A 22600-nucleotide genomic window follows, 5' to 3' on the forward strand; every position below is an offset into this window, starting at 1 on the left:
AACAGCCGCGGACATTCTCGGCACACTCTTGAAAATCAGCCGTTGACGACCGTGCCACCGTTCGGGTGAATCGTCTGACCGCTGATGAACGATGAGTCCAGGCTCGCCAGAAACACGTAGACCGGACCGAGCTCGCTGGGCTGGGCAGCCCGCCCCATGGGAGTGCCTGAACCGAGGCCTTCGACCCACTGCGGATCGTGCGCCGAGGTGGCGGGCTGCAGCGGCGTCCAGACAGGCCCCGGGGCCACCGCGTTGACGCGAATGCCGCGACCGACAACCTGATTGGACAGGCTGCGAGTAAAGGCGACGATCGCGCCCTTGGTCGCGCTGTAATCGACTAGGAAGTTAGGGCCGATATAGGCATTGATCGAGGCGGTGTTGATGATCGTATCGCCTGCTTTGAGATGGGGTAGCGCGGCCTTGGCCAGATAGAACTGGCTATGGATGTTGGTATCGAAGGTGTGGCGCCATTGCTCGTCCGGAAGTTCGGTCAAGTCCTCCTGGACCCATTGGGTACCGGCGTTGTTGACTAAACAGTTGAACCCGCCAAGTGTCTCGACGGTTTCAGCCACGCACCGGCGGCAGAAATCCGCCTGGGTAAGATCGCCTTCGAGCAGATGGCAGCGCCGCCCTTCCGCCTCCACCAGACGTCTGGTTTCCTCGGCGTCAACGGTCTCGCTGAGATAGGCCACGGCCACGTCGGCGCCCTCCCGGGCAAAGTGGATCGCTACCGAGCGTCCAATGCCGGAATCCCCTCCGGTCACCAGCGCCACCTTACCTTCCAGCTTGCCCGCGCCGCGATAGCCGTTGCGGATCATCTGCGCGGGCGGATCCATTTCGGCCTCGCTGCCCGGCGGGTTCTGGGATTGAGCACGAATTTCGAACTTGTCGTCCATGAGGTTCTCCTTGGCGGTTCCTTCGCCTTGCTGGACGTGAGTGAAAAGCCGATTGTCTAACGCTAGTCGCCTTAGGTGCCTAGGGCAAACCGGACGTGTGGAAGGCTGAAAAACGTAAGCGTTCGGCCAGGTTGCTAAAGGCGCCTGACCGCCAAGGCAAGCGTCAGGGTCAGGGTCAGGGTCAGGGTCAGGGGCAAGCGTGGAAGCAGCGTATCTGCAGTTTGCGACGTTAGGCGTCCATTGGCATCAAAAGGGCCGAAGCCGCCCTGAGGTAGTCGCGACTTGCGATAGAACTTGAGAAGATTAAGACTCTTGCCGGCCAACCAGTGGCGATGGGTGCTGCAATCGATCCAGCGGTTGATCTCGTCCATGAGTTCGTCTTCCTATCGAGCGATATCCTGTTTATCTCGTTGCTGACTCAGCATAGTCAGGGAACGAGGCACTAGCGAGCGTGCCGTCATGCCATGCTGGCGAATGGTTTTTCTACAGTTTTTGGAGACTTTTGAAAGAAAACCTGGTGTTAATGCGAACATCTTTTTTGCACTGGAATCATTGACGATAGTCGTCATAGCGAAAGGCACTCTAAAGACTTACCCCCTCGTTGACCATATCCCTTCAGCGTCTGTTCGAGTTGAAGGCGATATGGTGCCACCGGGCAAAATTCTAGTCATTAGGTAGAGTCTGAAACTCGAGACCGCCGATTTTCGCCAACCTGTAAGCTATACCGTATCTTGCAAAAAATTCGTTAGATCTCGACGCTCATCAGGCGTTAACTGACTAACGCCATCCATCAAGAATACGTCCTTTAGCTGTGACAACAGCTCATCTACGCCGTCTAGAATCTTGCTTTGACTTGGTTGGCCAACCTGATGGCGTTGATACTTATTACCTGACAAAGTATGTCTTACGCCATGCTCATCAACTCTTGATGCCATTAGCTTGTTTCTAAAAGGTGATTCAGGATGAGTGGAGACATACCAATTTCCTACAATCAAGTCTATTTTAGCTAATGGAAAAAAGTAAAATGCATAAAGCATTTTCCATTTAGACTCAGCCTCACTGCAAAGAATATATCTCCCACGATTCACTTTAGCATGAGAAAATTCCGGGCTGATACAATCTTGAACACTTTCATCTTTTATAATCTTGTAGCGGCCATGGGGCGTAGTTTGTATGTGAACTTCTTCTTGATCAAAAGTAAAGATTAAAGGTGCAGTAGGCGCAAGGCCACCAAAACCTACATCAACTAGATAAGTAGTTTTATCAATAGTTACCATCAATGCTGTGTGGGTGCGAGGATTGCGTGCTTCGAGATTATCATCAATAATTACAGAACCAGTAACGATCCCTGCTTCATAGCCCAAATAGCGCAGCAGGGATAAAAACAAGCCATTCAGTTCATAGCAATACCCTCCTTCGCGGCGTTCGACCAGCTTGTCATAAACGACCTCTTCTTCTAAATCAACCGGCCTACCTAGAACGGTAGTCAAGCTTTGAAAAGGATAATGTATCAAGTGAGACAGCTGTAAACGTCTAAGCGTATCTAAATCAGGCGTAATTGACTGGTCAATCTCTGACTGTGTAAAACCAAGTTGCCTGAGATAATTCTCATAATTGATTCCATTCATAACCTATCCTGACTCCTTTTTCTCGATACTTACTTCGAAATATGACTCTGTAATGCTATAGCGAAGGTAAACACTATACAGCGCCAATCACTTCCGGTTAAATCCGCATTGTTGCCACGTATTCTTCCAAAGCAAAGACAAAGTGCCCGGCAATAGCGGCAAGTCCTCCCTTGCTTAAAGGCTTGGCTTGCAGAGGATGTGAACGATGACCGTCGGAAATGAGGCGCTGACGTGGAGTTTAGTCGAGAAAAGCCGCATCGAGATCTGACGTCGGCTAGAACCTTGGGTTGATACTTAACGAGAGCATGGCGGAGAGCTGGCACAGCGGCCTTGCTGATACCTGTTGCAATGCATTGAAAGCATCCTGTACACGCTGCCTGTCGCGCTGACTCGTCGGCGTCTGGTCGATCACCCCGGCGGCCACCAGGCGTGCCACCACATCGCTGGTCAGCAGAAAGGTATCCTTGCCGACAAGTCGCAGGAAGCCGGCAGCGGAGCGCCCGCCCAGCCGAGCGCCACGCTTGGCCAATAGACGCCACAGGCCGATGATGTTGGCACCGGGCCAGTTGGCAATGAACTCGCCAAAGCTTGTGTCCTGCTCCTGGCGAATATCCAGGATGAACTGGGCATTCCTGGGAATGGTCTGCAGCTTGGTGCGGTGACGGATAATGCGGTCATTGTTCATGTGGCCGTCGATCTGCTCCGGGCTGAGCAACACGAGCGTCTCCGGGTCAAACCCCCAGAAGGCTTCCTCGAAGGCAGGCCACCTGGCATCGACCACCGAGTGTGTCATGCCAGCCCGAAATACCCGCAGGCTCATGGCGGAAAGATAGCGATCGTCTCCCAGCTGCTTCAGCTCGTCAGGCGTCAGCGGGCTGGGCAGGAAGGCTTCCATGGCGTCGTCAGAGTCGAAACGATTGCGAACCCTGTCATGGAGCCAGCGGTAATTCAGTGTCATGTCTACCTCGCTCTACCTGTGCCGTCGTTGACTCTTGCTGGCGGCGCTATACTCTCGACCATTATCCTCAATCGCTATCTTCGCTTCACCGCCAGGTTCGCTATGATCTATATCGACAACGAAGGCATTACCGACCCGCATGTCAATCTCGCCATCGAGGAGTACTGCATCCGCCATCTGCCTGGGGGCGAGGACTACCTGCTGTTCTACATCAACGCGCCGTCGATCATCATCGGCCGCAACCAGAACACCCTGGAAGAGATTCATCAGGCGTATATCGACGAGCACGGCATTCACGTCGTGCGACGCATCTCCGGCGGCGGCGCGGTGTATCACGACCATGGCAACCTCAATTTCAGCTTTCTGACCGACTTTTCCAAGGACAAACTGAACAACTTCAAACAGTTTGCCACGCCCATCACCAAGGTGCTCAATGACATGGGCGTGCCAGCCGAGATGAAGGGCCGCAACGACATTGTGGTAGGCGATAAAAAGATCTCCGGCAATGCCCAGTTCTCCTCCACCAAGCGCATGTTCAACCACGGCACCCTGCTGCTGGACTGCGACTTGAGCCAAGTCACCAAAGCGCTTGACGTGAAGATGACCAAAATCACATCCAAGGGTCACAAGTCCGCCCGGGCGCGGGTTGCCAACATTGCCGAGTTTCTGGACGCACCGCTCTCTACCGAAGCGTTCAAGGAGAAAATACTGGCAAGCCTTTTCCCTGATGGTATTGAGCGCAAGACCTACCGCCTAACCGCCGAGGACTGGGACAGCATCAACACGCTGGTCGAGGAAAAATACCGCCAATGGGATTGGAACTACGGCCGCTCGCCAGACTTTGACATCCAACGCACCCGACATTTTGCCGCAGGGATTATCGATTTTCGTCTCAAGGTAAAGCGCGGCGGCGCCATTGAAAACGTCAAGATTTACGGTGACTTCTTTGGTCAACGTCCGGTCAGCGAGATCGAAGACGCACTGGTCGGCGTGCGCTACGACAAGCGCGAGATCGAAGACGCCCTGCAGGACATTGACCTCTATCCCTACTTCGGCGAAGTGGACCGCGCCAAGTTTATCGACCTGATCTACGGGCCGGATGAGCAATAGCCGAGTATTGCACCAGGCATGAAAAAGGCAGCGGCGTCTAAGCTAGACAACAAGTGGTTTATGCTTGCGCGTTTTTGCTCACTATGAGTGATTGTATTGAAGAGATTTCGAACCCCAAGCCGATCATGAGCTATTCTGCGAAGACCACGCACGGGGCGCGTTCGCACATTTGAATTGGGTGCATCGGTGATTCAAGCGAGCGCTGTATCACCAGCCAGCATATTCATGATCAGACGAATCATTGTCTCTTTGTTGGCGGGGTCGGACTCCGCCACCAGGAGCGTCAGCGCTGCCAAGCCTACATCGTTGATCACAGGCTCTCTCGTCGATGACAATAGGCGCCCATTACGGTGCAGGAAATCGACGAACAGAAAAGCCGCACTGCGTTTGTTGCCGTCGGCGAATGGGTGGTTCTTGATCACGAAATAGAGAGGTGCGCCGCTTTCGATTCGACACTCGGGTAAGCTGGCTCGCCGAAAGCGGACTGGTCGAGATTGCCAAGTAACGAAGCTAAGCCATCGCCTCGGTCCCGCGCAAACAGTGCGGTTGCCTCTCCTCGCTCCATCAATTCGACCTTCAGCTCGTCTAGCGCTGATCTCGCTACCTCCAACGAGGGAAGCTGGCCGCCCGCCTGCACGTCAGGATCGCTCAACAACCCTTCGTCATAGCGCTGCAACAGTAGAAAAGTCTGTGCATAACGCGCGACGATATCCACCAAACCGCGACCGCCCGACAGATCCAACGCAGGGCTACGTGCTGCCTTACGCACCAGCGCCATTGCCGCTTCCAACTCCTGGGCATTGGCTTCAAAGCGTTGACGATGCAGCGTCCAGCCCTGGGTGAGATGCTCCCGAAGCACGCGCGTTGCCCACTGGCGGAAACGGGTTCCTGCTTGAGACTTGACGCGATAGCCAACCGAAATGATCACATCCAGGTTGTAATGCTCGAGGGCTCGCGTGACCTGCCGCGAGCCCTCCTGACGAACTATCCGGATATTCCGGATAGTTGGCGCTCTCTCCAGCTCGCCTTCATCGTAAACATTCAGCACATGCTCATTAATCGTGCGTACGTCTTTATCGAAGAGCTCGGACATCTGCCGCTGCGTCAGCCATACCGTCTCGCGGCTTTCATCCAGACGCACGTCGACCGCCTTCTCAGCATCTTCATAAATAAGAATTTGCAGCTGTTCGCTCATGTCGGTCTTTTCGAGTGAATCCACTATCAAACGACCATAGCACGCCCCCATCGAAGAATCCGACAGGATCGTTTACGACATCGGACCCGACACCGTCGATCAACCGAGCGGCATGCTTGGTCTTGCGGACAAGGCATTGCCGCTGTCACAAGTATCGCCAACTCGTTCAATAGTGGTATCTACAAGATATAATCGTGAGGGAAGAATCTTCCACGACATAAACCAAACGGTTGGTCTCATCAATACGGCGCGACCAAAAACCCGCCAGGTTTTCTTTAAGAGGTTCTGGTTTGCCAATACCTTCGAACGGAGACCGCCTCATATCTGCTATTAGCTTGTTGATTCGCTTTAAAGTCTTCTTATCCTGACTTTGCCAATAGATATAGTCGTTCCAAGCCTCGTCGGTCCAACAAAGTAACCGACTACTCATCTTTATCTACCAGCTCACGCTCAACTGCCTTTCCTGCTCTGTATTGTGCAATAGATTTATTCAAATGCTCAGCATTAGCAGGAGAACGCAAAAGGTGCACTGTCTCCATAAGGCTGTTGTAGTAATCAAGTGACATTACCACGGCATCTTCGGAATCACGGCGTGTAATCACAGCGGTGTCTGCATCGTCGACTACCCCGTCCAGCACTGCCTTGAGACCATTGCGAGCCTCAGTGAATGAAATAATTTTCATGGAGCCCTCTCCTGTACAGCGGACAGTACAAGTATAGAGAAAACGACCGACATGTACAGTATAGAGTACATATTGACTTGCCGCTAACGCTGAAACAAGCGGCGGACCGACACATTGGATATAAAACCTGAGATCGACCAGTCAAAAGGGCCTTTGCCACGGAGCTCGAAGCGTTCGGCAAGCGATAGTCGAGTAGCTCAGCTGGGAGCCGATCTGGTCCATACAGCGTGATTGTGGCGGCCTCGCCCTGACGCAGATAGTGCTCGTGGCCCTGCAAAGCCAGCGCAGAATGACAGCCAACATGCAGCGACAAACCCTCTCCCACTTGCAGGGTATGAACGACGCCCTCCAACTGCAGCCGCCTGCCTTTTCGCATATGGACATTACGCGCCAACGACTCCAGTCAGCCGCTGGCCACATAGCGCGCCACGAGACTGCTCGAATAGCCATGCGTTCGCAGCCACCGGCTGGAAACTAGATCGGTGTCGTTCAGATGAGACAGCAGACGGTTTAAATTTTCGTCTTTTCGCTCACTCATGGTGAGTAAAATACAATACTTATAAACCTCATCTGGTTCATAGGTTTACAGAGCACGCTGATGGCTCATCGCCGGCGCCTGTTTGAGATGGCTAACCACGCTAAGCGACTCCAACGACAATGCGAAAATGGCGTATAGCGACGACCTCTATCCAGAGCAAACAAATGATAGGCTGATGTTTGGTAATGAGATTTAATTGTGCAAAAGAGAGTATGCGTGAGCTATTTTCGCCGAAAGCTGTGGTTCGCTGACCGAGATGGCCGGCACCAACTGGAGCAGGACGACCTGCTGATGCGCCGCAAGCCGATTATCGTGCTTGGCGAGCCCGGCATGGGCAAGACCAAGCTACTAAAGGAGCTGGGCGCGAAAGCCGGCAATGCCTTCTGTCGCGCGCAGAAGTTGATCAACCAGGTACGAACAGAGCCACTGCTTGGAAATGCCAAGTTGGTGATCGACGCGCTGGACGAGGTTTCAGCACAATCCGATGGCGATGCGGTCAATTTGGTGCTGCGCAAGCTGGGTGAGCTCGGCTACCCGCCGTTCATTCTCAGTTGCCGGGTGGGGGAATGGCGCGCGGCCATCTCAGCTCAGGCGATCGCCGACCAATATGAAGACGTACCACCGCTGGAAGTACACCTTGAGCCTCTCGATGAGGATGAACAGTACGAATTACTCACCCAACTAACCGGCGACGCGAAGCGTGCTCGCGTACTGCTCGATCATTTTAGGCGATTTGGCCTCGACTTTCTTGGAAATCCACAGGCACTGGAGCTGTTCGCCGCCCTGCCATTCGACCAGCCGTTGCCAACGACAAGCGGCGCGCTGTTCGAGCAGGCAATTGAGGCGCTCAGGAAAGAACAGAACCAATTCAAGCAGGAACTGCCCCGCGAAGTCGTGCTAGATGCGGCGGGCGCGGCGTTTTCGGCGCTAATACTGTCGGGCATCGCACGCATCGTCGATCAGCCGAGCGGCACGATTGATCTTGCGGACAAGGCATTGCCACTGTCAGAAGTCGAGGCGTTCGATCATGGCCACGTCAAGCAGGCAGCTAACACCAAGCTATTCGCAACAGATCGGGACGGCCTGTCTTACGCTCATCGCCGCATTGGTGAGTTTGTTAGCGCACGCTGGCTGGCTGCGCGTGCCGACACGCGGACGAAGCGGCAACGCCTGCTCCAACAGTTCCGATCGCACGGGCTGGTACCTGCTTCGCTGCGTGGCCTGCACGCTGGCTGGCGCGCGACCCACAGTTGGCAGACGCGGTAATCAATACGGACCCGATGGGCGTGGTTGAATATGGCGACGCGGAGGCGCTGATGCCCGAGCAGGCACGGCGGCTGTTCATGGCGCTAGAGCGGCTTGCCGCCGACAACCCACAGTTCGTCAATTGGCAGGAGTATCGTGCGGCGGCGCTGGTGACGCCGCCATTGATGGATGAGGTTGCACGCGTAGTTGGCGATCGTGAGAGTGAGTTTGGGCTGCGACTACTCTTGCTGCAGCAACTCAAAAACGCGCCAACGGCCGAGGGGCAACGCACGCTGCTACGTGATCGTATGTTTGACGAGGCCGAGCCTTACGGCATCCGTCATGAGAGCGCGCAGGTACTGGTCTCGCTTGGCGGTGAGAACTGGCCCAAGTTGCTTGAAGAGTTGCGACAGCAGGTGCGGGAGGATGCGCTTCGACTCGCGTATGAGTTGCTCGATGATATTGGCGTAGATGCCTTCAGCGACGAGCAGATTGTCGCGATCGCCCTCGCCCACGATGGGCTGACAGTATGCCCAGTTGGCGCCGAATCTGAGCGCAACACTATACTCGGACTTTATCTCCTCGCCAGAAATGTCCCCGTGGCGCGGCTAGACGGCTTACTTGATCTTTTCGCCATTCAGGCCAATGCACTTCTTCCCGAACAAGCAGGAATCGAAGAGAACGATTTGATCGATCTTCAATATGCTCTCGTGCTCAGGCGTATCAGTGAAGGCGGTACGATCGAGCCACTACAACTGTGGCGATGGCTTGAACCATTCAACGAGCAAGTCTCATATCATCGTGATCATGGCAAGGAGATTGGAGAGTGGCTGGAGGCGAATTCGTCGGTACGCCAGGCGATCCAACGACACATCCTAATTGACAGAATTGGTGACAAAAGCATCTGGCAGCGAGCTTTTACGCTTCATCGTGGACTCATCAATCTATTCCCCACACAGGCCGAGATTATCAGCCTGCTAAAAACCCTGGATCCGGACGATCGTACCGACGAACGCTGGCGCGAGATTATCGCGTTAGGACGTACTTGGGGAGAAGAGGGCAAGGCACTGCGTGAGGCGGCCAAGCCCTTCGCCCAACATCGCCCTGATCTACTCGCCTGGACTGAAAGCCTAGCCGAGCGACCGATTCCGGAATGGGAACGCAAACAGGAGGAAAGAGAACGAAAGCGCAGGGCAAAACTAGCTGCCAAGTTTGCCGAGCATCGCCGTCACTTTCTCGCCAATATTAAAGGGGTCAAAGCAGGCCAATATTGTCTGATTCACGAGCCTGCACAGGCGTATCTAAAACGTTTTTGGGACATTGGCAACAATGTGCCCCCTAATGAGCGAGTCGCGGAGTGGTTAGGCGAAGAGATCGCTGCGGCAGCGCTCGACGGATTCGAGGCGTTTCTTCAAACCCGCCCGCCACGACCAAGCGCGAGGACGATAGCGCTTAGCTATGCCCAAAGTAGGCGTTGGCCGGCGGGCGACATCATTGTCGCGGCGCTCGCCGAACGAGCACGCACGCGGGTAGAGCCATTCGAGGGGGTGAGCAGCGAGCGACTGGCAGCCGGACTCTTTGAGTGTTGGCATACGATGATCGGCGATCACGCCGGGCTGGAGCAACTCGCTCCGAAAATTGAAACCGAATTGAAGCGTCGAGGACGATGGAGGCAGGTTGTACGGCTCTATATCGAGCCACAATTGAGGTGGCAGCGTCAGCATGTGAATCATCTTTGGGAATTCATGAACAGCGAGGACAGCGCTTTGAGCGCTGTCCTTGCCCAAAACTGGTTATTCCGTTACCCCGACATGCTGGTTGAGGCAGAGGCCGAGATGACCGATCGATTGCTGCGTTTCAACCGTCGCGACACGCTCCGAAGTCTGGTGGTCGATCGACAGGAACGAGAGATTGGCGGCGAACGGCGGCGAAATTGGCAGGCGGTGGCACTAATAGTAGATTTCGATTTGGCACGCGCACGGCTAGAGGAAGAGATCGAGCCTGAGTTGATTTGGCATCTCCGAGACCGCTCTGGACATGGTAGGCATGAAGAAGGAACCGGCGCATTCCTGTCAGTTGACCAACTCGTCTGGATGATCGCAACCTTTCGCGAGCAATGGCCTGAAGTTGATCGACCGGAGACGACGACAATTGGGGATACTAACTCTTGGGACGCGTCGCAATACATCCGAACACTCATCACTCGCCTTGGTAACGACATATCGGCTGAGGCCGTAGCGGCACTTACAGCGTTAAGGGATGCACCTGAAGGCAGTTATTCATGGACACTGAGAATGGTTTCTGCCCAGCAGCGACAGAAACGGGCTGACGAAGGCTACGTTCCGCCAACGCTCGACAAGATTAGGATGGTACTGGACAGTGGACCGCCGGGTAGCGTCGCCGACTTACGCGCAATCGTAGTCGACGAAATGCGAGAGCTGGGCAGGCGGCTGCGCGGCAGTTCGGAAGATGAGGTCAACCTGTTCTGGACTGATGATGGCTGTCCGCGCAAAGAAGACAGGTGTCGCGATATAACCGTCGCACTGCTGCGCGGCCACCTTGATCCCCTGTCAATCTATTCCGTCGATGAGGCCGACATGCCGCAGGGAAAACGCGCTGACATCGTCTTCCAGCATGGCGGTTTGCTACTGCCAGTCGAGGCCAAAAAACAACAGCATCAAAAACTGTGGACCGCAATCGATGACCAGTTGGAGGCATTCTACACCGGCCACTGGCAAGCCCAGGGACAAGGTTTATTCCTCGTCTTCTGGTTTGGCTCTTCCTACCGTGTTGCTAAACCGCCCGGAGGCGGACCCAAACCTGGTTCGCCCACCGAATTGCAGGCGGCGCTTGATCAAAACTCGGCAGTGACGGCAGGGAAAGTCGAAGTTGTGGTGCTTGACTTATCGCGCTGATGCTCGTCTTGCCAGCAGAGCTTCGCGCCATTAAGGCCACGGCGCAGGATTAAATGGTATACAAAAGCCTGCCGGTAAAGGCAGCTTTTGTATGAAGCAGATGAACCGGTGGCTAAACAGCTCTTATAAACGCTATCTGGCCGCTCACTCCCACTCGATCATCACCTGGGGCATGCTGCTCACGTCGTTGGTTACTCGCGACGCCCCGCTAATCTCATTGATAATGCGGTTGAAGACCTTCTCCAGCAGCTTATAGGGCAGGTGCGCCCAGCGGGCGGTCATGAAGTCGATGGTTTCCACGGCGCGTCAGCTCACCAATTCTTCCAACTCCTGATCATACTCAGGCAATTGTCGCTGTGTCTGTTTAAGCAGATTAACCTGCAATGCAGCAGACGCAATATCCATCACGCTGCGCTCCAATGCATAACTACCTCTGGTATCCAGCCATGCCAGTATTTCCGAAAGATGCCAAAGCGAGGCGCTGCCTTCGTGTATGGGATCAGGAAATGTTTCGGAATTCGCTACCATTAACTTACGCAAGTTCTGTCGGGACATGCCGACCATTTCCGCTGCATCTGTCAGCCCAACAATATCCGGTGTAACCTCGATCAGTCGCGCTGTAGGCACAGCCTTTTTAACGTCGGCTAACGCGCTGTGTAGTGCATGTCGTGCGTCCTCCGCCTCGCGAGTAAACTCAAGCGCTAGACGCCCCGGCTGGCCAATGCCGATCAATGCATCGTCGCATCCGGCTTCCCCGAGACACTCGATCAACTCGTCAGTGTCGGTATCTTGCTTGGTAAGCCGGTATTTGAGTGTGAAGATGTATTCCATGACGTACTCCTGCTAAGCGTCTTCTTGATCACTGCCCCGCTTCTGGTGCGTCGTGCAGTTATCAACGACTCGTCGAATGGCGCGAGCGTGTGCCATTGGATTCTTCGGGGTACTCCAAATGCTGGCGATACAGAATTCACCGCAGCGGCACTCATTATCGTTGTAGGGGCAATAAATCCGGCCCCACGCATGGCCACTGGCAGCCTTGATCCGCCAACCGTTGGACTGGGCATATCGCAATGCTGCTTCGATCTCTTTGTTGGGATGGGAGGCTCGTGCCATTGCTTCGCTCCAAGTATGGTTGCAAAAAAAATGGTTGTCAATTGACAACCATTTTGATGAAGCCGCTAAAATCACTCCCACTCAATCGTCGCCGGGGGCTTGCTGCTCACGTCATAAGTCACCCGCGAAACCCCACCAATCTCGTTGATGATGCGGTTCGAGACTTTCTCCAACAGTTCATAGGGCAAATGCGCCCAGCGGGCGGTCATGAAGTCGATGGTTTCCACAGCGCGAAGCGCGATCACCCACTCGTAGCGGCGCCCGTCGCCGACCACACCGACTGACTTAACCGGCAGGAAGACGGCGAAGGCCTGGCTGGTCTTGTGGTACCAGTCAGCGCTGTGCAGTTCTTCGATGAAGATGGCGTCGGCGTCGCGCAGAATGTCGGCGTATTCTTTCTTCACTTCGCCGAGAATGCGCACGCCAAGACCGGGTCCTGGGAAGGGGTGACGGTAGACCATGTCGTAGGGCAGGCCGAGTTCCAGGCCGAGCTTTCTCACTTCGTCCTTGAACAGCTCCCGCAGCGGTTCGACCAGCTTCAACTTCATGGTCTCGGGCAGGCCACCGACATTGTGATGCGACTTGATGACGTGGGCCTTGCCGGTCTTGCCGGCGGCGGATTCGATCACGTCTGGGTAGATGGTGCCCTGGGCAAGGAAGTCGACGCCCTCGATCTTGGCCGCTTCGTCGTCAAACACGTCGATGAAAGTGTTGCCGATGGCCTTGCGCTTGGCTTCTGGATCATTGACTCCTTCGAGCTTGGCAAGAAATAAATCTTCGGCATCGACGCGGATCACCTTCACGCCCATGTGGTTGGCGAAGGTCTCCATTACCTGGTCGCCTTCGTTCTTGCGCAACAAGCCGTTGTCGACGAACACGCAGGTGAGCTGATCACTGATGGCCTTGTGCAGCAGTGCCGCCACCACAGAAGAGTCCACGCCGCCGGAAAGCCCCAGCAACACATGGCGATCGCCGACCTGATCCCGCACTCGGGCACTCAGATCCTCAACGATGCGCGCCGGCGTCCAGAGTCTTTCCGCTCCACAGATGTCCAGCACGAAGTGTTCGAGAATGCGCTGGCCTTGCAGGGTGTGAGTCACTTCCGGGTGAAACTGCACCCCATAGAAACGCTTTTCGGGCCAGGTCATAGCGGCTACCGGGCAACTCGGCGTGGAGGCGGTCACGGTAAATTCCGCCGGGGCTTCGGCCACCTTGTCACCGTGACTCATCCATACGTCGAGCAGCGCCTTGCCATCATGATCGACGTGATCCTTGATGCCCTTGAACAGATCGTCGTCGCCGTCGATGCGAATCTGGGCGTAGCCGAACTCCTGCTTCTTGGAGCCTTCCACGCGCCCGCCCAGCTGTTCCGCCATGGTCTGCAGGCCGTAGCAGATGCCAAATACCGGCAAGCCCAGCTCGAACACGCACTGCGGCGCCCGGGGGGAATCAAGCTGCGTCACGGACTCCGGCCCACCGGCAAGGATGATGCCGTTGGGGCTGTACTCGCGAATCTCGTCTTCGGTGATATCGAAGGCGCGAACTTCGGAATAGACACCGATCTCCCGCACGCGGCGGGCGATCAGCTGGGTGTACTGGGAGCCGAAATCGAGAATCAGGATCTTGTGAGCGTGAATATCGGTCATGCGAAAGGCATCCAGGTCGGAAAAGAAAATACGCGAAGACTTATAAAGCGTCGCTGGGTGAATGCCAGGCTAGGCGTAAATGACCGAGCCAGCGCAGTTGACGTGGGTGTCAATGAGCATGGCAAGGTCATTTACAACAACGCATGGCGTCGTCCGGCGGCGCTTTTAGCTCACCCTGTAGTTCGGCGCTTCCTTGGTTATTTGCACGTCATGAACATGGGATTCGTTGAAGCCGGCGCCGGTGATCTTGACAAATTCCGGCTTGGTGCGCATCTCGTCGATGCTGCGACAGCCGGTATAGCCCATGGAGGCGCGCAGGCCGCCCATTAGCTGATGCACGATGGCGCTCATCATGCCTTTATAAGGTACACGACCTTCGATGCCTTCCGGCACCAGCTTTTCGGCGCCTTCGGATTTGTCCTGAAAGTAGCGATCCGCGCTGCCCTGGCTCTGAGACATGGCGCCCATGGAGCCCATGCCACGATAGGCCTTGTAGGTACGGCCTTGATAGAGTTCGACTTCCCCTGGCGCTTCTTCCGTGCCAGCAAGCAGGCCGCCGATCATCACGCAGCTGGCCCCGGCAGCGATGGCCTTGGCCACATCCCCGGAGAAACGCACGCCGCCATCGGCGATCAAGGGAATATCGAAGGGCTTGAGCGCCTCGGCGACATTTGAGACTGCCGTAATCTGGGGTACGCCGACGCCGGCCACGATGCGGGTGGTGCAGATCGAGCCCGGACCGATGCCGACCTTGACCGCATCCGCGCCGGCTTCCGCCAGGGCCTTGGCCGCCTCCGCCGTGGCAATATTGCCACCGATGACCTGAATGCTCGGGAAGTGCTCCTTGACCCAGGCCACCCGCTCAATGACGCCCTTGGAATGGCCGTGAGCGGTATCAACGACGATTACGTCCACCCCGGCTTCGGCTAAAGCCTTGATGCGATCCGCGGTTTCGGTGCCGGTACCGACCGCTGCACCGACCAGCAGGCGTCCATCGCTGTCCTTGGCGGCATAGGGGTAATTGCGTGCCTTCTCGATATCACGGAAGGTCACCAGCCCCCGTAGGCGGAAGTCGTTATCCACCACTAGCATTTTCTCGATGCGATGCTCGTGCAGCTTGGCCTTGATCAGCTCCAGCGGCGTGCCTTCGAGCACGGTGATCAGCTTGTCCTGAGGCGTCATGATCGCCTCGACGCTGTCGCTGTAATCCGGCTCGAAGCGCATGTCCCGGCCGGTTACGATGCCGACCAGCGTCTCGCCTTCCACCACCGGAAAGCCTGAGAAGCCGTATTCGTTGGCCATGGCCAACAGATCTTGCAGCTTGGCCTTGGGGCTTACGGTGACCGGATCCTTTACGATCACGCTCTCGTGCTTCTTGACCTTGCGCACCTCGGCGGCTTGACCGGCAATGCTCATGCTCTTGTGGATGATGCCGATACCGCCTTCCTGGGCCATGGCGATGGCCAGACGGGACTCGGTCACGGTATCCATGGCAGAAGAAGCGAGCGGAATGTTGAGGCGGAGATTGCGGGTCAGGCGGGTCTTTAACGTGACATCCTTGGGCAGAACGTCGGAATAGCCGGGAACGAGTAATACGTCATCGAACGTAAGAGCTTCTTGCGCCATACGTAACATGTCGGCAACACCCAATTGAGCAGAGTGAGAAGGGAGGGGCGTGGAATAGATAGCCGGGTATTATAAACCTCCATCCCCGACGTCTCAATGTGCGCTCCAAGGTCGTCATGGTAAGCTGCCGTCAATCTGACTGGAGCCCTCTTTTTTATGGCTGATACCACAACGCTTTCCGTCAGCGATCTCAATCGCCAGGCGCGCCTGATGCTGGAGCGCGGCTTCGGCGACTGCTGGGTGGAAGGTGAGGTATCGGGATTGGCCAAGCCCGCTTCCGGGCACTGCTATTTCACCTTGAAGGATGATCGCGCTCAGGTGCGCTGCGCGCTGTTTCGCACTCGGGCCAGATTTGCTGCACCCTTCGCCAATGGCGATCATATTCGTGTGCGCGGACGGATCTCGATCTTCGAACCCAGAGGTGACTATCAGTTGATAGTCGAGGCGGTGCAGCCCGCCGGACAAGGTGCCTTGCTGGCGGCTTTCGAACGTTTGAAACATCAACTATCCGCAGAAGGCGTGTTCGTCAACTCCCGCCCCCTGCCCTACCCGCCCAGGCATCTGGCGCTGATCACTTCCGCCACCGGCGCGGCAGTGCGGGACGTGCTGGCGGTATTGGCGGCCCGCTGGCCGCTGATCGATGTCACTCTGCTACCGGTACCGGTGCAGGGCCGCGAGGCGGTGCCGGCGATCATTCGCGCCATCGCCCTTGCCAACCGGGCGGAGCGCTTCGATGCCCTGCTTATCACCCGGGGCGGTGGCAGCCTCGAGGACTTGTGGGCCTTCAACGACGAACACCTGGCCCGGGCGATCTTCCATTCGCGATTGCCGGTGATGTCCGCGGTGGGTCACGAGATAGACGTGACCTTGGCGGACTTTGCCGCGGACGTCCGCGCCCCCACTCCGTCCGCCGCCGCGGAACAGCTGGTGCCTGACCGGCGCGAACTGATGCGCCGATTAAGCGATGCCCGGCAACGCTTGATTCGTGTCGAACGCCTACGACTAGACAGGGAACTTCAGCGTCTGGATTATCTGCGGGCGCGGTTGCGCCATCCCGGCGAACACCTGGTTCGCCAGCGCCAGCATCTTGATCAGCTTGAAGCGCGTCTACAGCGGGCCATGCGGCAGCGGCTGACTCAGGCAGGACAGCGTCTTGACATGGCAGCCCGCAGCCTTGCTCGCTTCGATCCTGCCCAGCAGATTGCCGAATCGCGGCGCCGTCTTGAGCAGGCGAGCAAGCGCTTGAACCTGGCCCTCCCCCGGCGTCTGCAAGCAGAGCGCAATAGGCTTAATGCGCTGATGCGGGAATTGAATGCGGTAAGCCCACTTGCGGTATTGGGTCGAGGCTATGCGATTATCGAGAACAGCGAGGGTAAGGTTGTCAAACGCGCCGAGGATACCCGACCGGGTGAGCGCCTCAGCGCGCGACTTGCACAGGGCAAACTGTCAGTCGAAGTGAAGCGCCGTTTCAAGCGCTAGGCGCCGTTTGTAAAGTGCCTAGCTGGCTTCTTCCTCGAACGCCCCGGGCTTGAACCCACCGGCCTCCAGATCGTGACGACCCAACAGCTTGTAGAAGTCCGTGCGATTGCGTCCGGCGATGCGCGCGGCCTGAGTCACGTTGCCTTCGGTGATCTTCAGCACCTTGATCAGATAGCTGCGCTCGAAGCTGGCCCGAGCATCGTTGAAGGACGGCAGTGCATTTTCTTCCGCCACCAGGGCCTGGGCGACCAGCGCCTCGGGAATGATCGGCGAACTGGTCAGGGCCACGCACTGCTCCACCACGTTGACCAGCTGGCGCACGTTGCCCGGCCAGGCGCTGGAAGCCAGCAGGTTGAGCGCCTCGGAGGAGAAGCCCTTGACGAAGGGCTTGTGACGTTCCGCAGCCTGGGTCACCAGATGCTTGGCCAAGAGCGGCACGTCCTCGGCACGATCCTTTAGCGGCGGCAGGCGTAGATTGACCACATTCAGCCGGTAATAAAGATCCTCGCGGAAGTCGCCTTCCGCCATGGCCCGATCGAGATCCCGATGAGTCGCGGAGATGACTCGCACATCCATGGGAATCGAGGTGGTCGATCCCAGGGGGCGCACTTGCCGATCCTGCAGCACCCGCAGTAGCTTGACCTGCAGCGGCAAGGGCATGTCGCCGATCTCATCGAGAAACAGCGTACCGCCGTCTGCGGCCTGGAAAAGTCCTTCGTGCTGAGTGATTGCCCCGGTGAATGCGCCTTTGGCGTGGCCGAACAGCTCACTTTCCAGCAGTTGCTCCGGCAAGGCGCCGCAGTTGATGGCCACGAACGGCTTGTCGGCCCGGGAGCTGGCCTGGTGAATGGCATTGGCGAAGAGCTCTTTACCACTACCGCTGGGGCCGGTGACCAGCACGCTGACATCGGACCCGGCCACCATGCGCGCCTGCTCAAGCACCCGCTCCATGTGAGGGCTGCGGGTAATGATGGCGGAGCGCCATTCGTTGTCCCCCTCGCCGGAAGTACCCTGGGTCTGACTCAGGGCGTCTTCGATGGCAGCGAACAGCTCGTCCCGATCCACCGGTTTGGTCAGAAAGCTGAATACACCCTGGCGAGTAGCGCTGACTGCGTCCGGGATCGAGCCGTGGGCAGTAAGAATGATGACCGGTAGCCCCGGCGCTTGCTTTTGCAGCTGATGGAAAAGCGCCATGCCATCCATCTCGTCCATGCGCAGATCCGATAGCACCAGATCCGGGCGGGTCTTGCTCAAACTATCCAGCGCCTGACGTCCGCTTTCCGCCGTGGTCACGCGATAGCCACGGCTCTCCAGACGCATTCCCAACAGTTTGAGCAGGCTGGCATCGTCATCCACCAGTAGAATGTGGGCGGCATGCTTCACGTTTCGACTCCTTGAAAGCGCAACCACAGGCCCCTGGATAATGACTGACGCCAAAGGCGCTAAGGCGTCTGGTTGCGCGAATTGATACTTTCCTCGATCGCCGTCAGGGCATCGAGTTTCTTGGCGAGATCATCGCGCTCCTGGCTTACCTGGCGACGCGATGCTTCGCTGCGGTAAAGATCCCCTAGCAATTTCCTGCGGGCCTCCAGGCCGTTGAGCCATTGCCGAAGCAGGGGCTGCAACTCGCTGGGCGCCGCGGATAGATCGGCCTCGAATAATTTCGCCGCGTCGTCCCACTTGCCTTGACTTGACCAGGAGTAGACCACGGCGCGAGCCAAACGATCATTATGCGTATCGCCCTCGACTTGTTCGAGTATGTTCTCGCGCCACTCCTTGTCTGCGCGCTGGGCGGCCAGACCAAAATCGACCCAGGCCCCAAGCATGCAATCGCTTACCGTCAAGCTGGGCACGTCGGACAAGCACTGGGCCGATTCAGCCGGGTCGGAATCAGCCCCAGCCATTTCAGGCAGCATATGACACCCCGCCAAAAGCGAGGCCGCCAGCATGCTGGCCAGCAACGATAGCTTTTTCATACCTTCAATTCCTTGCGTTCGTATCGAGCGTCAGCATCGACTGCTGCGTCAAATTATCGTTATCGAGGACATCTCCCCCATTCCAGGGCAGTGTCAGGCGGAAACATACCGCCAGGGTGTCATTATCGACCAGTGCCAATTGGCCCTGTTGCGCCCGAGCGCAATCTGCGGCCACGGAAAGTCCGATGCCCGAGCCCTTGATGGGCCCTTTTCGCCGTGCACGCCCTTGATAGAACGCTTCGAAAAGCTTATCTCGGTCGGCACTATCGATCGGGTCACCGCTATTGGCAACATCGATTGTCAACGTCGGGCCATGTTGACTTGTGCGTATTTCCAACTGTCCGCCGTCTTCACCGTAAGCAATGGCGTTGGAAATCAGGTTGTCGAGTACGCGAGCCGTACGATCGCGATCCGCCATCCATTCAATGGGCGAACTCGCCGCGCTGATCTGCATGCCTTTGTTGCTCAAGGCTAACTGATGCTTGCTCAGCACTTCCTGTATCAGACTCGCCACGTTGAAGCATTCGCTGTCGGCGGTTTGATTGTGCTGCAATAAATTATAGTCGAGTAACTGCTCGATCAGTCGTTGCAGTTCCAGTCCACTGCTATCGATTAATTCGATGATCTCGAGCTGACGCGGCGTCAGCTCTCCCACAATGCCATCAGAAAGCAGACTGGTGCCTTCACGCACGCTGGCAAGCGGCGTTTTGAGCTCATGGGACATGTGACGCAAAAACTGCTGTTTCTGTGCTTCAAGCTCGCTCAGGCGCACCGATAGCCAGTCCAGACGCTCGCCCAGGTTGACCAGCTCCGCTGGCCCTTGGATCAGATGCGACGAGGCAGGTTCCATGCCGCTACCCAAGGTCAGGATGCGTCGCTCGATCTGGCGAATCGGGCGAATGATCAACCAGGTGAACAGCAGCATCAAGGCAAGACTTGCCGACACCAGTGCCGCGGTTTGCAACCACAGGCGTCGCTGCACCTCTTCGGCTTGGGCGCTGATGCTTTCGATGCGGTTATCGATCTGTAGATTGGTGGCTTCGCGTACGGCGCTGGTGTTTTCCCCGAAGCTGGTAAACCCCTCCAGATTCTCGCTGACTTCCTCGGCGGTCATGGTGGTCAGCATCGCCAGGGATTCGATTTGATCGCTTAGAGCAGCGATTTCATCGTTATCGGGTAACAAACGCTGTTGAGCCTCGAGCAGTGCCGCATACTCTTCCACCTTGGAAGCGTAGATCTCCATCAGGCCCGGCTGCTCGATGACGGCATACTGCCGAGCGCTACGCTCCATTTCCAGGGCCAGATTGGATAGCGCCCGAGCACGCCGGGTCTGTTCCACGGCCTGGCGCGCGCTGATATCCGCAAGATAAGAAAGTTCCGAAAGCGCTTGGCCCGCCTGAAACATCAGAACGGCAATTGGCAGCATGACTACCAGGAAAGCCAATAGTACTAGCTGCAGTAATGATCGAGGACGCCAGCGGCGTGAGACCTGTGAGGTCATGGCAACAGTTCTATGCAGAAAAAGGATCGAAATCATGAGTCTTGTCCACATAGCATACCAGAGTTGCCGCTAAGCAAAGTCGTAGACATCTCAACTGCACAAAAAACCGCAAAAAAGAGGGCCGACAGAAGTCGGCCCAAGGTACGCAGGGAACTGAAGGGTCAAGTGAGCACTCATTGAATGTCTATCTGTCCAGACATCTTTGAGAACTCGTTGGTCCCGAAGGACCCGAAGCCATAAAACCGCGTCAATGTCGGACAGGAACTGACGATTTCATGTTCAGCGGCGAACCGCCGTGCTTCGTTCTTTGATACGTCGCCTGGGCGTCGTATCCAAATTGATCCCCCTTCCGGGGGAATGGCGTCCGTGCCGGGCCTCCTTGCCCAATTGGTACATTTCCATGCCATAACGGCAGTACCATCTCATCGCAACCTGAGTCACACATCGCATAGAGCAGAAAGAAACGATTCGAACTTATTTGAAGCTTTTCTAGATGCTCATTGAACATAGTGCGACAGGCATGCCAAAAAAAGCTATTGCCCAGCGAAAACAGTGACTTAAAAATAGCTTCATTATGCCTGGGCACGATCGCTTGGCTACAGCGATAAAAAATGTACTCGAGAAATCGGTGTTACGTCTCTAAACGGCAACGAGCAATCCCGCGTGGCGTTTATTGCGATGCAGAACAGCAAGTTAGCGAGTATCTGGCTGGCGACAACATGCCATACCTGCCGCTATCACGTTTCAGATCATGTGCTTGAGCAGAATCTTGGATTTGCGGGTGTGATTGTAGGCATCGCGCCGTGCCGCCGGCAGCGCCTCGATATCCGCGGGCCCAAAGCCATGCTCGATAAACCAGTGAGCGGTATGGGTGGTCAAGGCAAACAGTGCCTTGAGTCCATGACTCCGAGCACGCAGCTCCACCTCACCAAGAAGCATTGCGGCGCGGGCACTGCCGCGATAATCCGTATGGACGGCAACACAGGCGAGCTCCCCCATGGCGGAGTCGGAAAACTGATGCAGCGCGGCGCAGCCAATGATCATGCCGTCGCGCTCGATGACCACATAGTCGCCAATCTCCTGCTCGAGCCGCTCTCGGGAGCGTTCAATCAGGACGTCGTGCTCCTGCAGCGGGCGTAGCAGTTCTAGCAGGCCGGCAATGTCTCGCAACCCGGCGGGACGCAGCTGTTCGTAGCGATGCTGGGTGATCATCGTTCCCATGCCGTCCCGAGTGAAAAGCTCACCCAACAAGGCATCGTGATTGTGCCAGGGCAGCAGATGGGTACGACCAACCCCGTGACGCGCCGCCCCGCAGGCAGCGCTCAAGTGTCGTGCAAGCTCGCAGCCGGGAGTCGCAGCAGCGCGAAGCGGTTCCGCTTCATCCGGAGAGAGCTGACGCTGCAACAAGCCATTGGCGTCATGCAGGCCGTCCGCATCCCCCAGCAGGATCAGCTTGTCCGCCTTGAGGGCAATGGCCGCATGCTGGGCTACCTCGGAGGCGTCGAGATCGAAAACTTCGCCGGTGCTGGAAAAGCCCAAGGGCGGCAACACTACCAGGGCATCCTGTTCTAGTAGCGCGCTGATCGCACTTTTACGCACCCGGCGTACTTCGCCACTATGATCGAAATCGATCCCGCGGCGCACCCCTAGGGGTTTGGCCATGACGAGATTGCCGGACACCGCAATGAGTTCGACGCCGTGAAGCGGCGTGTTAGGCAGGCCCAGGGAAAGCCGAGCTTCCAGCCACAGGCGCTGCTGGGCTGCGACCCGTTCGACGCAGGCCATGATCTGGTGATGGGCTACCCAACGCCCCTCATGACGCTCGGGTACGATCCCGTCTTGCTCAAGGGCTCGGCTGACCTGGGGGCGAATACCGTAGACGACGACCAGACGCACCCCGAGGGTATGCAGCAGGGCCAGGTCCTGAATCAGCTGTTCGCCACGTTCATCGATCATGGCGTCGCCTTCGATCAATATGACGAAGGTGCGTCCGCGATGCGTGTTGATGTAAGGCGACGAATTACGAAACCATTCGATAAAGGGAAAACGTGAGTTCAAGAACTGCACCTCAGTAGAGGAAAACCTGGCAAG

Annotated in this window: 20 protein-coding genes and 1 pseudogene; 4 read left to right on the forward strand and 17 right to left on the reverse strand. The window is 56.7% G+C overall.

The features are described from left to right. Positions 1 to 35: 35 nt before the first annotated feature. The 4 genes from CH74_RS13705 to CH74_RS13720 form a co-directional block, all read right to left on the reverse strand. The gene (locus tag CH74_RS13705) at positions 36 to 896 is read right to left on the reverse strand and encodes an SDR family oxidoreductase (RefSeq protein WP_048308105.1); all 861 of its coding nucleotides are present in this window, start codon (positions 894 to 896) and stop codon (positions 36 to 38) included. Positions 897 to 1030: 134 nt separating this feature from the next. Beyond that, positions 1031 to 1267, reverse strand: coding sequence for a hypothetical protein (locus CH74_RS13710; RefSeq protein WP_048308106.1), 237 nt, complete (start codon positions 1265 to 1267; stop codon positions 1031 to 1033). A 348-nt stretch (positions 1268 to 1615) separates the two neighbouring features. Continuing rightward, positions 1616 to 2524, reverse strand: coding sequence for an arylamine N-acetyltransferase (locus CH74_RS13715; RefSeq protein ID WP_048308107.1), 909 nt, complete (start codon positions 2522 to 2524; stop codon positions 1616 to 1618). A gap of 274 nt (positions 2525 to 2798) precedes the next feature. Continuing rightward, on the reverse strand, positions 2799 to 3482 hold the full coding sequence (locus CH74_RS13720; protein WP_048308108.1) for a DNA-3-methyladenine glycosylase I: 684 nt from the start codon (positions 3480 to 3482) through the stop codon (positions 2799 to 2801). Positions 3483 to 3500: 18 nt separating this feature from the next. On the opposite strand from CH74_RS13720, the gene CH74_RS13725 reads away from it, so the two are divergent. Next, positions 3501 to 4592 (forward strand): lipoate--protein ligase, encoded by a 1092-nt coding sequence (locus CH74_RS13725; RefSeq protein ID WP_253273074.1) that lies wholly within the window; start codon positions 3501 to 3503, stop codon positions 4590 to 4592. A 191-nt stretch (positions 4593 to 4783) separates the two neighbouring features. Here the strand turns inward: CH74_RS13725 and CH74_RS19025 are convergent, their stop codons facing one another. The 5 genes from CH74_RS19025 to CH74_RS19645 form a co-directional block, all read right to left on the reverse strand. Next, a complete protein-coding gene (locus tag CH74_RS19025) occupies positions 4784 to 5014 on the reverse strand; it encodes a Fic family protein (RefSeq protein WP_216594773.1) in 231 nt (76 codons plus the stop codon). Further along, entirely contained in the window at positions 5011 to 5787 is a 777-nt protein-coding gene (gene rhuM, locus CH74_RS13730; protein WP_216594774.1) for a RhuM family protein, read from the reverse strand. Before rhuM ends, CH74_RS19025 begins: the two co-directional genes overlap by 4 nt. A 166-nt stretch (positions 5788 to 5953) precedes the next feature. Then, on the reverse strand, positions 5954 to 6217 hold the full coding sequence (locus CH74_RS13735) for a Txe/YoeB family addiction module toxin (RefSeq protein WP_048308110.1): 264 nt from the start codon (positions 6215 to 6217) through the stop codon (positions 5954 to 5956). After that, positions 6210 to 6470, reverse strand: a complete 261-nt coding sequence (locus CH74_RS13740) for a type II toxin-antitoxin system Phd/YefM family antitoxin (protein ID WP_048308111.1) — start codon at positions 6468 to 6470, stop codon at positions 6210 to 6212. Before CH74_RS13740 ends, CH74_RS13735 begins: the two co-directional genes overlap by 8 nt. Then, positions 6448 to 6846, reverse strand: a complete 399-nt coding sequence (locus tag CH74_RS19645) for an AbiEi antitoxin N-terminal domain-containing protein (protein WP_253273075.1) — start codon at positions 6844 to 6846, stop codon at positions 6448 to 6450. The genes CH74_RS13740 and CH74_RS19645 overlap by 23 nt, the downstream gene beginning before the upstream one ends. A 378-nt stretch (positions 6847 to 7224) precedes the next feature. Here CH74_RS19645 and CH74_RS13750 point away from each other — a divergent pair, with 378 nt between their 5' ends. Together CH74_RS13750 and CH74_RS13755 are read left to right on the forward strand one after the other, a co-directional pair. Next, the gene (locus CH74_RS13750; protein ID WP_048308112.1) at positions 7225 to 8274 is read left to right on the forward strand and encodes a hypothetical protein; all 1050 of its coding nucleotides are present in this window, start codon (positions 7225 to 7227) and stop codon (positions 8272 to 8274) included. Continuing rightward, on the forward strand, positions 8259 to 11168 hold the full coding sequence (locus tag CH74_RS13755; protein ID WP_048308113.1) for a hypothetical protein: 2910 nt from the start codon (positions 8259 to 8261) through the stop codon (positions 11166 to 11168). The genes CH74_RS13750 and CH74_RS13755 overlap by 16 nt, the downstream gene beginning before the upstream one ends. Before the next feature lie 144 nt (positions 11169 to 11312). Here CH74_RS13755 and CH74_RS19650 read toward each other — a convergent pair. The 4 genes and pseudogenes from CH74_RS19650 to guaB all read right to left on the reverse strand — a co-directional run. Continuing rightward, a pseudogene (locus tag CH74_RS19650) lies at positions 11313 to 11492 on the reverse strand (GMP synthase (glutamine-hydrolyzing)); the annotation flags it as partial. Further along, positions 11475 to 11999 (reverse strand): AlpA family transcriptional regulator, encoded by a 525-nt coding sequence (locus tag CH74_RS13760; protein WP_048308114.1) that lies wholly within the window; start codon positions 11997 to 11999, stop codon positions 11475 to 11477. The pseudogene CH74_RS19650 and the gene CH74_RS13760, both read right to left, overlap by 18 nt. Before the next feature lie 353 nt (positions 12000 to 12352). Beyond that, positions 12353 to 13927, reverse strand: a complete 1575-nt coding sequence (gene guaA, locus CH74_RS13765) for a glutamine-hydrolyzing GMP synthase (RefSeq protein ID WP_048308115.1) — start codon at positions 13925 to 13927, stop codon at positions 12353 to 12355. A gap of 165 nt (positions 13928 to 14092) precedes the next feature. Then, entirely contained in the window at positions 14093 to 15562 is a 1470-nt protein-coding gene (guaB, locus tag CH74_RS13770) for an IMP dehydrogenase (RefSeq protein ID WP_048308116.1), read from the reverse strand. 147 nt (positions 15563 to 15709) lie between these two features. Here guaB and xseA point away from each other — a divergent pair, with 147 nt between their 5' ends. Next, on the forward strand, positions 15710 to 17032 hold the full coding sequence (gene xseA, locus CH74_RS13775; RefSeq protein WP_048308117.1) for an exodeoxyribonuclease VII large subunit: 1323 nt from the start codon (positions 15710 to 15712) through the stop codon (positions 17030 to 17032). 18 nt (positions 17033 to 17050) lie between these two features. Here xseA and glrR read toward each other — a convergent pair whose 3' ends face one another. The 4 genes from glrR to argA form a co-directional block, all read right to left on the reverse strand. Then, positions 17051 to 18415 carry a two-component system response regulator GlrR gene (gene glrR, locus CH74_RS13780; RefSeq protein ID WP_048308118.1) on the reverse strand — a complete coding sequence of 455 codons (1365 nt, stop codon included), beginning with the start codon at positions 18413 to 18415 and terminating at the stop codon, positions 17051 to 17053. Positions 18416 to 18474: 59 nt separating this feature from the next. Continuing rightward, complete coding sequence (locus CH74_RS13785) at positions 18475 to 19008, reverse strand: hypothetical protein (protein ID WP_048308119.1); 534 nt, start codon at positions 19006 to 19008, stop codon at positions 18475 to 18477. Between the two features lie 4 nt (positions 19009 to 19012). Next, complete coding sequence (locus CH74_RS13790) at positions 19013 to 20509, reverse strand: HAMP domain-containing sensor histidine kinase (RefSeq protein WP_048308120.1); 1497 nt, start codon at positions 20507 to 20509, stop codon at positions 19013 to 19015. Between the two features lie 744 nt (positions 20510 to 21253). Continuing rightward, a complete protein-coding gene (gene argA, locus CH74_RS13795) occupies positions 21254 to 22567 on the reverse strand; it encodes an amino-acid N-acetyltransferase (protein ID WP_048308121.1) in 1314 nt (437 codons plus the stop codon). Positions 22568 to 22600: the final 33 nt, after the last annotated feature.

Source organism: Halomonas sp. PR-M31 (assembly GCF_001039575.1).
Taxonomy (GTDB): domain Bacteria; phylum Pseudomonadota; class Gammaproteobacteria; order Pseudomonadales; family Halomonadaceae; genus Modicisalibacter.

Excerpts from the sequence above, each read along its gene's own strand:
- guaA (WP_048308115.1), bottom strand. The coding sequence starts at position 13,927 with ATGACCGATATTCACGCTCACAAGATCCTGATTCTCGATTTCGGCTCC.
- CH74_RS19645 (WP_253273075.1), bottom strand. The coding sequence starts at position 6,846 with ATGCGAAAAGGCAGGCGGCTGCAGTTGGAGGGCGTCGTTCATACCCTG.
- CH74_RS13760 (WP_048308114.1), bottom strand. The coding sequence starts at position 11,999 with ATGGAATACATCTTCACACTCAAATACCGGCTTACCAAGCAAGATACC.
- CH74_RS13715 (WP_048308107.1), bottom strand. The coding sequence starts at position 2,524 with ATGAATGGAATCAATTATGAGAATTATCTCAGGCAACTTGGTTTTACA.
- xseA (WP_048308117.1), top strand. The coding sequence starts at position 15,710 with ATGGCTGATACCACAACGCTTTCCGTCAGCGATCTCAATCGCCAGGCG.
- guaB (WP_048308116.1), bottom strand. The coding sequence starts at position 15,562 with ATGTTACGTATGGCGCAAGAAGCTCTTACGTTCGATGACGTATTACTC.
- CH74_RS13790 (WP_048308120.1), bottom strand. The coding sequence starts at position 20,509 with ATGACCTCACAGGTCTCACGCCGCTGGCGTCCTCGATCATTACTGCAG.
- CH74_RS13740 (WP_048308111.1), bottom strand. The coding sequence starts at position 6,470 with ATGAAAATTATTTCATTCACTGAGGCTCGCAATGGTCTCAAGGCAGTG.
- CH74_RS13720 (WP_048308108.1), bottom strand. The coding sequence starts at position 3,482 with ATGACACTGAATTACCGCTGGCTCCATGACAGGGTTCGCAATCGTTTC.
- CH74_RS13710 (WP_048308106.1), bottom strand. The coding sequence starts at position 1,267 with ATGGACGAGATCAACCGCTGGATCGATTGCAGCACCCATCGCCACTGG.
- CH74_RS13785 (WP_048308119.1), bottom strand. The coding sequence starts at position 19,008 with ATGAAAAAGCTATCGTTGCTGGCCAGCATGCTGGCGGCCTCGCTTTTG.
- rhuM (WP_216594774.1), bottom strand. The coding sequence starts at position 5,787 with ATGAGCGAACAGCTGCAAATTCTTATTTATGAAGATGCTGAGAAGGCG.
- CH74_RS13735 (WP_048308110.1), bottom strand. The coding sequence starts at position 6,217 with ATGAGTAGTCGGTTACTTTGTTGGACCGACGAGGCTTGGAACGACTAT.
- CH74_RS13705 (WP_048308105.1), bottom strand. The coding sequence starts at position 896 with ATGGACGACAAGTTCGAAATTCGTGCTCAATCCCAGAACCCGCCGGGC.